8 protein-coding genes are annotated in these 10,543 nt (G+C 54.3%); 4 read left to right on the forward strand and 4 right to left on the reverse strand.

All coding sequences use genetic code 11. The features are described 5' to 3' along the window. Positions 1 to 2: 2 nt before the first annotated feature. A complete protein-coding gene (locus tag DBR02_RS20870; RefSeq protein WP_162301185.1) occupies positions 3 to 1,658 on the reverse strand; it encodes an MFS transporter in 1,656 nt (551 codons plus the stop codon). Positions 1,659 to 1,816: 158 nt separating this feature from the next. After that, positions 1,817 to 3,136: an MFS transporter gene (locus DBR02_RS20875; RefSeq protein ID WP_107535313.1), complete on the reverse strand. Its 1,320-nt coding sequence runs from the start codon at positions 3,134 to 3,136 to the stop codon at positions 1,817 to 1,819. Positions 3,137 to 3,527: 391 nt separating this feature from the next. Between DBR02_RS20875 and DBR02_RS20880 the strand changes: the two genes are divergently transcribed. The 3 genes from DBR02_RS20880 to cybB all read left to right on the forward strand — a co-directional run bounded on the left by DBR02_RS20880 (position 3,528) and on the right by cybB (position 6,578). After that, a complete protein-coding gene (locus DBR02_RS20880; protein ID WP_107535314.1) occupies positions 3,528 to 4,322 on the forward strand; it encodes a YdcF family protein in 795 nt (264 codons plus the stop codon). Between the two features lie 198 nt (positions 4,323 to 4,520). After that, positions 4,521 to 5,960: an aldehyde dehydrogenase gene (gene aldA, locus DBR02_RS20885; RefSeq protein ID WP_063866765.1), complete on the forward strand. Its 1,440-nt coding sequence runs from the start codon at positions 4,521 to 4,523 to the stop codon at positions 5,958 to 5,960. Positions 5,961 to 6,047: 87 nt separating this feature from the next. Beyond that, a complete protein-coding gene (gene cybB / locus DBR02_RS20890; protein ID WP_107535315.1) occupies positions 6,048 to 6,578 on the forward strand; it encodes a cytochrome b561 in 531 nt (176 codons plus the stop codon). A 42-nt stretch (positions 6,579 to 6,620) separates the two neighbouring features. On the opposite strand, the gene DBR02_RS20895 is transcribed toward cybB, so the two are convergent. Both DBR02_RS20895 and DBR02_RS20900 read right to left on the reverse strand, forming a co-directional pair. Continuing rightward, positions 6,621 to 7,688, reverse strand: a complete 1,068-nt coding sequence (locus DBR02_RS20895) for an oxidoreductase (RefSeq protein WP_107535316.1) — start codon at positions 7,686 to 7,688, stop codon at positions 6,621 to 6,623. Positions 7,689 to 7,701: 13 nt separating this feature from the next. Then, positions 7,702 to 8,445: a DeoR/GlpR family DNA-binding transcription regulator gene (locus DBR02_RS20900; protein WP_107535317.1), complete on the reverse strand. Its 744-nt coding sequence runs from the start codon at positions 8,443 to 8,445 to the stop codon at positions 7,702 to 7,704. A 732-nt stretch (positions 8,446 to 9,177) separates the two neighbouring features. Here DBR02_RS20900 and DBR02_RS20905 point away from each other — a divergent pair. Beyond that, the gene (locus DBR02_RS20905; protein WP_063866761.1) at positions 9,178 to 10,515 is read left to right on the forward strand and encodes a TolC family outer membrane protein; all 1,338 of its coding nucleotides are present in this window, start codon (positions 9,178 to 9,180) and stop codon (positions 10,513 to 10,515) included. Positions 10,516 to 10,543 lie beyond the last annotated feature (28 nt).

Here is a 10,543-nt window from a genome sequence, read left to right on the forward strand (position 1 = left end):
AATCATGACTTATTGCCAGTGGCGTTCTTAAGGGCCATACGGGCGGTAATGCGCAGGCGCAGCAAGCGCCATAAAATCCAGACCAGCGTGGCAGTGGCAATGCTCGCCGTCAGTAAATAAGTATCGTTGTAAGCCAGAATATTTGCCTCAAGCGCCGTCATCGTCTGGAGCTGGGTAATGGCCTGAGTGCCCAGCAGGGAACTGTCGCCAATCAGGCTTTTATACATCTGGGTGTAAAGCTGGATACGTTCGTTCACCAGCGGGTTCAGGGTGGTGAGCTGGTCGGCCAGCAGGCTGGAATGGTACTTCTCGCGCCAGGTCTGGAAGGTGCCGAGGATCGCGGAACCCAGCAGGCCCCCAAGGTTCTGACTCATGCCAAACATTACGGAAAAGCTGACCAGGTTGCGCGGGTCGGCGATCACCCCGCCAATGGCGGCCAGCATCGCAGGCGCGAGGAAGAAAGCGCTGCCGAAGCCCAGCAGGAACTGGCTGAACATTAGCTGATCCGGTCGGGTCAGGTTGTTAGACTGGCTGTCCAGCAGCGAGGCGATAATCATCAGCGCCAGCGAGGTGATTATCGGCCAGGCCAGTTTAGTGGGTTTTATCGTCAGGCAACTGGTGACGATACCGCAGACAATCCCGGCGAAAATAGCCCACGCCAGATGGGTCATCTGTTCATTCTGTAGGCCTACATATTGCAGCCAGCCGATGACGCCGGTGTTCTGCTCCGCCAGCACGATGCGGATCAGCAGCATAATCAGCCCCAGACGTACGATGCTGCCGCTGGAGAGCCAGCGGGTATTGAGCAGGGGGTTGCTGCGGTTATGCTCAAACACAATCGCTGAGACAATCAGCACCAGCGAGAGGGCCAGCGCCCAGCCGATCCACGGCGCTTCAAACCACCAGTCCAGACGCCCTAACGACAGAACCGTGCACAGCAGCGCCATGCCGGGTGCCAGCAAAAAGAAGGTGATGAAATCTTTCTTCTCGAAGACTTTGCGCCGATCGCCCGGGGGCAGCTTTAGCACCATCACGCAGGCCAGCGATATCAGGGCCAGCCCCAGTTCGAAGAAGTACAGTCCGCGCCACTCGTCAAGCTGTAACAGCTCGGTGGAGAACAGCCGCGCCAGCGGGATCGCCAGCGACGATCCGGTAATGCCGATGGTCAGCGCCTTCAGTCGATGCTTCGCGGGCCAGGCCTGTATCTGGTAATAAATGCCGAGCGAGCTGAGCGCGGCGGCGACCATCCCGTGCGCCGCACGCACCATCAGCGCCGAGCTGAGATCGTTCACAAACAGGTGGAAAAAGGTGACCAGCACATACAGCACCAGGAAGCCTTCCGTAAACGCGCGTAAACCGTACTGCTGGCGAAACTTCACCAGCAGCAGGTTTATGGAGACGTTGGTCATAACATAGACCGCAGGCAGCCAGGCGATTTCGGTCGACCAGGCGCCGAAGGTGCCTTGAAGATTTTGCAGATTGGCGGTGACGACCGCGTTACCCAGCGCCCCGGTCAAACACACCAGCAGGCCGACCACGCCATAGGCGATCCGTTTTGGGGTGGGATGTTCCGGGGTGGAAGGGGAACCCAGCAGGGCGGGTTTCTCGTGTGGCTGCCACTCGCGAGGAGCATAAGGATCGCGTTGGGGCAGGCGCATAACGGGATTTACCTTTCAAAAAGTTGAATTGTGAGCGGGCTAATGATTCTACGGTTGCCGCAAATCATAATTCAAGTGAATACGATTATTGTATGTTAATCGAATGTAGAGGGAGTAATGAAGAAAAAGTGCGGCTCGCGAACGGAGCCGCAAAAATATTATCGCTGTTCCGGCTGCGCCTGAAGGTGGCGTTCACGGTTGATGCGGCTTGCACAAAAAATTGCAACGAGGGAGATAGCAACCGTCACGCCCAGATACCAGGCCACGGGTACCCAGTCGCCATCGTATTTCGCCAGCAGTCCGGTAGCTATTAGCGGTGCCGTTCCACCCGCCAGCGCGGCCCCAAGTTGATATCCCAGCGTGATACCGGTGTAGCGAACGTTGGTACTGAAAATTTCAGAGCAGAGCGTCCCGAGAACTGCCGTCACCGGTGCCCACAGTACGCCAAAAGCGATAACGGTCGCGAGCACAATTCCCCAGGTGGTACCGCTATTCAGCAGCATAAACCAGGGCACGATAAACAGGCCGAGCACGAAGACACTGACGGAGTACATTCGCTGGCGGCCAACCCTGTCGGAGAGCAGCCCCATCAGCGGGATCATGATAGTGGCGACCAGTGCGCCAAGAGTTACTGCCTCCAGCGCCTGGGATTTCTGATAGGTCAGGGTGGTAGTGGCGTAGCTCACCACAAACGTGGAGAAAATGTAGAACGGTGCTGTCTCAACAACCTTAAGCCCGGCGGCAATTAGCACTTCACGCCAGTGGTGTTTTAGGGTGTCGCGCAGCGGAGCTTTCGCAACCTGACCGGATTTTTTCACTTTCTGGAAATCAGGCGTTTCGTCAATATCTTTCCGGATCCACAGCCCCAATAATACCAGCACGGAACTGAGCAGGAACGGAATGCGCCAGCCCCAGGAGAGAAAATCCTCTTCGCTGAACAGCGTCATTAGCGAGACGATAAATGTCGCCATCAACATGCCGATGGTAACGCCCGCCTGCGGAATACTGCCGAAGAAGCCTTTGCGTTTTTCTGGCGCATACTCGTAAGCCAGCAGCAGCGCGCCACCCCATTCACCGCCGATACCCATCCCCTGAATAATACGCATCAGGATCAGCAACGCGGGCGCCCACATCCCGATCATGTCGTAGGTGGGCAGCAGGCCAATCATCACGGTTGCACCTCCCATCAATGAAAGGGTGAGGACAAGCGTTTTTTTGCGACCGATACGATCCCCGATATGTGCAAAGAGAACGCCGCCAATGGGGCGAATAAAGAAGGTCAACGAGAAGGAGAGATAGGAGAGGATCAGCCCGATTACCGGGTCGACCATCGGAAAGAAAATCTTGTTAAACACCAGGGCGGCAGCGGTGCCATAGAGAAAATAATCAAACCATTCAATAGAACTTCCCGTAAGACTGGCAATTAATACCTTTTTGTTTTTCCGCAATACCGTTGTCGTGCTCTCATGTTGTGTCATGACTCAAAACTCCGCCACGTGGATGATAATAGAGGTGTTACCTGGCGCGCTTCAGGTGCAACCTGTCGGTGTGTAATGGTTGTGAAATTGTTAAGAAACTTAGGGTTGGATGTTACGTTTGGCAAGTCAGCCAGAACTAAAACGGGTCAGATCACGATGGATTAAGCAGCAACAGGTGCTTTTCCAGCACGCTGTTTTGGCAGGATGTATTGAAGGGCAGATAATCAAAAGCACAAACCCAGGGTGCAACCCAATTGTTTTTGGATGTTTCTGGTTATTTCATCAAAATGACAAATATGCGGCGTAATGAGCACCTCCGCTTTAAGAGTGATCTCCTTTTCAACCCTGTTGCGTGAAGTACTCTAAAGATGAATGCTGTAAGGAGGTAACGATGACAATGGCACTTTTCCCCTGTCTGCCTGGCACAACCCTCGACGCCGTGAATACCGTCGGGGCGTGGCTTGCTCAGGATGACTATCAGGACAACCAGCCCGTTGATCTGGTGATTCTGGCGGGTAACGCGGTTATTCCCGCGATTGATGCTGCCTGTAAAATCGCGGCTGAACAGGGTGTTCCTCTGATCATCAGCGGCGGGATCGGTCACTCGACGACCTTCCTTTACGCCGCGATTGCGAAACACCCCCGCTACAACAGGATACCCACCACCGGGCGGGCCGAGGCGGCTATCCTGGCCGACATTGCCCGCGAGTTCTGGAATATTCCGGCTGAAAAACTTCACGTTGAGGATCAGTCCACCAACTGCGGGGAAAACGCCCGCTTCAGCTGGGCGTTAATGAAACAATCCGGCCTGAACGCCGCACGGGTGCTGGTGGTGCAGGACCCGACGATGCAGCGTCGCACAATGGCTACGTTTGCCCGCGTATGCCGCGACGACAGCATATCGCCCGCCTGGGTGAGTCACCCCGGCCTGACCCCGGTGCTGCAAAATAGCGACGACGGCCTGGTCTTTAGCGGCCCGGTTGAGGGGTTATGGCCGGTAGAGCGCTACCTGTCGCTGGTGCTGGGTGAACTTCCGCGATTAAGGGACGACATTAACGGCTACGGTCCGGCGGGTCGTGACTTTATTGCCCACGTCGACATCCCCGCCGAGGTGGAGTCGGCGTGGCAGACCTTGCGAAACGACGTCATTCTCACCGACGCGCTGGTGAGCCGTTCTCTGCTGTAGCGATCTGCCCGTTTGCGCCATCTTTTACGCAAACGGGCATCTCATGTTGCCGATTTGTAATTCCTGAAGCGTGCTGACCCGTTTCTTTTATGAGATATCTCACAAAAACAGGCTCATACAGTAGGCATTTGCCCCGGTAATTATAGTTTTTAACAATAAGTTTACTTGTTGAAAACAGTGTAATTACAGGAGCAGGTTATGACAGTACCCGTACAACATCCTATGTATATCGATGGACAGTTTGTTGCCTGGCAGGGTGATGCATGGATTGACGTGATCAATCCGGCCACGGAAGAGGTCATTTCCCGTATTCCCGACGGCGGCGCCGAGGATGCCCGCAAAGCCATTGACGCGGCAGAGCGCGCGCAGGCTGGCTGGGAGGCGCTGCCTGCCATTGAACGCGCAGGCTGGCTGCGCAAAATTTCCGCCGGGATCCGCGAGCGCGTCAGCGAAATCAGCGCGCTGATTGTGGCCGAAGGCGGCAAGATCCAGCAGCTGGCGGAAGTGGAAGTGAACTTTACCGCTGACTATATCGACTATATGGCCGAGTGGGCGCGTCGTTATGAAGGGGAAATCATTCAGAGCGACCGTCCGGGCGAGAATATTCTGGTGTTTAAACGCGCCCTCGGCGTGACCACCGGTATCCTGCCGTGGAACTTTCCCTTCTTCCTGATCGCCCGTAAGCTAGCCCCCGCGCTGATCACCGGCAACACCATCGTTATCAAGCCGAGCGAATTTACCCCAAACAACGCCATTGCGTTCGCCAAAATCGTCGACGAGATTGGCCTGCCGAAAGGCGTCTTTAACCTGGTGCTGGGCCGCGGTGAAACCGTTGGACAGGAGCTGGCCGGGAACCCGAAAGTGGCGATGGTAAGCATGACCGGCAGCGTCGGGGCGGGCGAGAAGATCATGGCAGCGGCTGCGAAAAACATCACCAAAGTGGGGCTGGAGCTGGGCGGTAAAGCACCGGCTATCGTGATGGACGATGCCGACCTCGAGCTGGCCGTGAAGGCCATTGTCGATTCACGCGTCATCAACACCGGACAGGTCTGTAACTGCGCTGAACGTGTTTACGTCCAGAAAGGGATCTACGACCGCTTTGTCAATCGTCTGGGCGAGGCCATGAAAGCCGTCCAGTTCGGTAATCCGGCGGAACGAACCGACATTGCCATGGGGCCGCTGATCAATGCCGCCGCGCTGGAGCGCGTGGAGCAGAAGGTGGCGCGCGCGGTACAGGAAGGGGCAAAAGTTGTCCTTGGCGGTAAAGCGGCAGAAGGCAAAGGGTATTTCTATCCCCCAACGCTGCTGCTGGACGTGCGTCAGGATATGACCATCATGCACGAAGAGACCTTTGGTCCGGTGCTGCCCGTGGTGGTTTTCGACACGCTGGAAGAGGCGCTGAAAATGGCCAACGACAGTGACTACGGTTTAACCTCGTCTGTTTATACGCAGGATCTGAACGTCGCCATGAAAGCCATTAAAGGGCTTAAGTTCGGTGAGACCTACATTAACCGCGAAAACTTTGAAGCGATGCAGGGCTTCCATGCGGGCTGGCGGAAATCCGGTATCGGCGGGGCGGACGGTAAACACGGTCTGAATGAGTATTTGCAGACGCAGGTGGTCTATTTGCAGTCGTAATCAAGAGCCCCCTCCGTGCGAGGGGGTTCACATTTTCAGGAAAGGTGGTTATGTTGGCGCGTTGGTTGTTATTTATCGGGAAACGACATGCGCACAAAATATACGGGTCTGCAAATCAGCATTCACTGGCTGGTTTTTCTGTTAGTTATTATGGCCTATTGCGCCATGGAGTTCAGGGGATGGTTCCCGCGAAGCGATCGTCCGCTCATTAATATGATCCACGTTTCTTGCGGGATCAGCATCCTGGTGCTGATGGTGGCGCGCCTGCTTATTCGCCTTAAATTCCCGGCTCCGCCTATTCAACCGAAGCCAAAAGCGATGATCACCGGGCTGTCTCATCTGGGGCACCTGGTTATCTACCTGCTGTTCATTGCGCTGCCGCTGATCGGCATCGTGATGATGTATAACCGGGGAAATGACTGGTTTACCTTTGGCCTGACGATGCCGCATGCGGCGGAGGGGAATTTCGACCTGGTGTACATGTTAAAAGAGTGGCACGTGACCCTGGCGAATCTGGGCTATTTCGTCATTGGTTTGCACGCCTTTGCCGCGCTGATGCATCACTATTTCTGGAAAGACAACACGCTGCTGCGCATGATGCCGAAAAAGCGTCAGTAAACGATAATGCCCTGCCAGTCCGCAGGGCATTTTTTTCGCTGTTTATTGCAGCTGCGCGCGCTCCTGCGTCGTTAACTCCAGCGTCTGGGTTGAACCCGTTTCCGACGATTTTACCGCCGCTTCCAGCACCGCCATCACCGCCAGCGCTTCCACCGGATGGACCGGATTATCACTCTTGCCGTTCAGGGCATCGCGCACGTTGATATAGTACTGTCGCTGATCGCCTTTTGGCGCAGGGATAGCGCTGGCTTCACCCTGAGCATTAAACAGCACCATATCGTCGCTATCTTCACCCCAGCTTTCGCTGCCCGGAATGACGCCCGCCAGCAGCTGGGCTTCCTGCTGGTCGATGCGCGCTTTCACTACGCTGGCTTTGTCGCCGTGGACCGTAAAGCGTGAAATGCCGCCCGCCACCAGCATGCTGCAATGGAGGATCACTTTGTGTTCAGGATAATTCAGCACCACGTGCGCCCAGTCGTTAATCTCTGCGCCGTCACGCAGCGTGGCGATGTTGCCCTGCACCGACTGTGGCAGTCCAAAAAGCTTTAGCGTCTGGTCAATCATGTGCGGGCCTAAGTCGAACCACAGGCCGCTGCCGGGAACGTTTTGCTCTCTCCAGCGCACGCGAACTTCCGGGCGGAAACGATCGATATGTGACTCAAGGTGTTTTACCTTGCCGATGCTGCCTTGCGCAATCACCTGCTTAATGCCGAGAAAATCGCTGTCCCAGCGGCGGTTATGGAAGACAGAAAGCAGCAGCTGTTTTTCTTCAGCCAGCGCAATCAGATCCCGCGCTTCCTGCATATCCAGCGTGAACGGCTTATCGACCACCACGTGCTTGCCGGCGTTCAGGGCCAGCGTAGCCAGCGGCGCATGGGTCGCGTTGGGGGAGGCGATCACCACCAGGTCGATATCCGGGTGCTGAATGGCCTCTTCTGGCGTGGCGACAACGAGTACGTCGGGCAGATCGCGTTTGACCTTCTCTTCATCCCGGGATGAGACCACCGCCAGCTTCAGGCCATCGACGGACCGGATCAGCGGGGCATGAAACGTCTTACCTACAAAACCATACCCGATCAGCGCAATATTGATTATCTTCACTTTATTCATGACCTTCTCCACGTTAATGCGCGCAAACGGTAACCTGCAAGGCGCCAGGGTCCCCGAGCTCTGCCCAGGGACGATCTAAAAACAGTTGATGAATCTGGGATAACCCCGAAACCAGATACGGTTCGCACTGGTTGAGCTTAAGGTGATCGGCGACTACCCAGCGCGCCTGGCTTGCGGCCAGCATGGCTCGCTTGACCTCGGCATCCGCCTCCTGACTGGCGCTTAACCCGAGCTCGGCATGAATGGCGCATGCGCCAAGAATGGCGATATCTGCCCGATAGCGAGAGAGCAGGGAAAGGGTGGCACTTCCGGCAAACAGGCGCTGTTTCTGATCCCACTTTCCACCGAGCAGGATCAGGTCAATATCCTCCCGAGCGCTAACCAGCTGGGCGATATCGAGAGAAGGGGTAATGATGGTCAGCGGCCCCTGAAGGAAAGAGGCAACGGCCAGTATTGTGCTTCCCGCGTCCAGAAAAAGCGTCGAGCCCGCAGGCACATGTTGCGCCACCTGTTTACCCAACTGCTGCTTAATTTCAGGAAGCAAGGTATTCCTGCTGACACGGGTCATCGTCGAGAGATTGAGTGCGATGGCTCCGCCATGGTTTTTTTGCGCAAGGCCCTGCTTTTCCAGGTCGGTCAAATCGCGACGGATGGTGTCAGCCGATACCTGTAGCCTTTCTGCCAGCTCGGTGATGCTGGCCTGGCCTTGTTCACTAATAATATCAAGCACATATTTCTGTCTGGCGGTTTTATGCATGAGGGCGCTATCCTGCAAAATGTCGCAATTTCTCGCAGTTTACAGCATTTTGCAGGAAAAGAAATGAGGCCGACGTGCAATGTTATCTAAAAACAGTTTAATGAGGTTATTATTGATTTCGCATTAATCATTCTTCAAAAACATGTAGTTAACTTTTATCCAGGTTGTTATCGCTATGTTTTGCATAGGAATTTGGGTTAAGTCGCCAGTTTGCAGGTGGTAATTGGTTTTTTTATCTAATTTATAATTAAAAAATAGTGCTTGTGTCTATATAGGTTCAATTGAATAGTATAATAGTTCAATTTTATCCGCCGAATTACTTAAGTTGACACTTCTTTGAAAATCTTTGTGTCTGATTCGAGATGAAATTAACGCAAAAATGTACATCAGGGCATTTCGGAATTTTCCTTTAATTACAGGGGTTTTATAAGTTTCATTTAAAACGCGTCTTATAGCGTTTTGTCCAGAAACCCCATCTTTTTTCTTGTTTGCAACACCACGTTAACATTGCAGGTGTGGTTGCACATATCACATTTTGTTATGCTGCAAATCAATTAATTTTTAAGTAAATTCTTAAAATAAAATAGACGTAGTACGGCTCTCATCTCAAATGAAATGGGTATGGGGAACTATTACCTGAATTTATCAAACAGGAGTGGGGGAATATTTGAAAAAATATTTATACCTCTTCATGGGTAATTATTTAGCCATTGCCTGGAGTCGGAGGAGATAATGAAGATGAAATGCAATAACAGGTTGCTTAAATTATCTGCTTCACTGACCTTCATTTCGCTGTTGGTGACTGCGGCGCATGCAAATAACGGCCCGGTGGGAATATCGCCCGTTGCGGCAATGACAATGAAAGAAAGTATTCTTTTCGCACTGGACCGCGATCCGTCGGTGAGTCAGCAGGCGGCACAGCTGGGGATCGGCCAGGCGCAAATAGATGAAGCGCGCAGTGCCTGGATGCCACAAATTGCCCTGAACGGGAGCACCGGTCACAGCCAGACCACCGATTCGAGCGGCTCGTTGCGAAATTCCGCTGCCTGGGGCCTGAGCCTGACGCAGCTGGTGTACGATTTTGGCAAGACCAACAACAGCATCAGCCAGTCTTCAGCGCAGCGTGACAGCTATCGCTATCAGCTGATGGGCACGATGTCTGCTGTCGCGGAAAAAACGGCCCTCAGCTATGTGGAGGTCAAGCGCTACAGCGATCTGTTGCAGGCGGCAACAGAGAACGTGCAGGCGCTTAAAAACGTTGAGCAACTGGCAAAACTCCGCGCCGATGCTGGTGTAAGCTCCACCTCTGACGAGCTTCAGACCCGTACCCGTATCGCCGGTATGCAGGCCACGGTAGAGCAGTACAATGCGTCCCTGAATAGCGCCCGCGCGCGGCTGGCGGTATTAACCGGCATACAGGCTGAACGCTATTCACCGGTACCTGGAAGTCTGGCCGTGGAACCGGGTTCTCTCAATCGTATTGATTATTCACTGATTCCTGCGGTGATGGCCGCACAGAACATGGAGCGTTCCGCTCAGTATGGGGTCGAAACCGCGAAGTCTCAGCACTGGCCGACCTTGAGCCTGAAAGGGGGCCGTACCCGGTATGAGTCGGATAATCGCGCCTACTGGGATGACCAGATCCAGCTCAATATTGACGCACCGCTTTATCAGGGCGGCGCGGTCTCGGCGCGCGTGCGTCAGGCTGAAGGGGCAAGGGCGATGGCATCGACTCAGGTCGATCAGGCCCGTTTTGATGTCCTGCAAAAAGCCTCCGTCGCGCAGGCCGACTGGACCGGAGCGCGAGGACGAATGGAGGCCGGGAAACGACAGCTGGAAAATGCGCTGCGCGCCCGCGACGTCTACAAAAATGAATATACCCTGAGCAAGCGCAGCATTAACGATCTGCTCAGCGTGGAACAGGATGTCTGGGCTGCTACCTCAGCAAAAATAATGGCTGAATACGATGGCTGGAGTGCGGCGATTAATTACGCATCCGCAGTGGATAATCTCATGCCGCTTATCGGAATCGAGAAAAACGCTGCCGCGAAGCTACCTGATTTGAGTTAAAAAAAGGCGCGCCTTTCTGCGCGAAATA

The sequence above is a fragment of the Enterobacter cloacae complex sp. genome (assembly GCF_900322725.1).
Classification (GTDB): domain Bacteria; phylum Pseudomonadota; class Gammaproteobacteria; order Enterobacterales; family Enterobacteriaceae; genus Enterobacter; species Enterobacter quasihormaechei.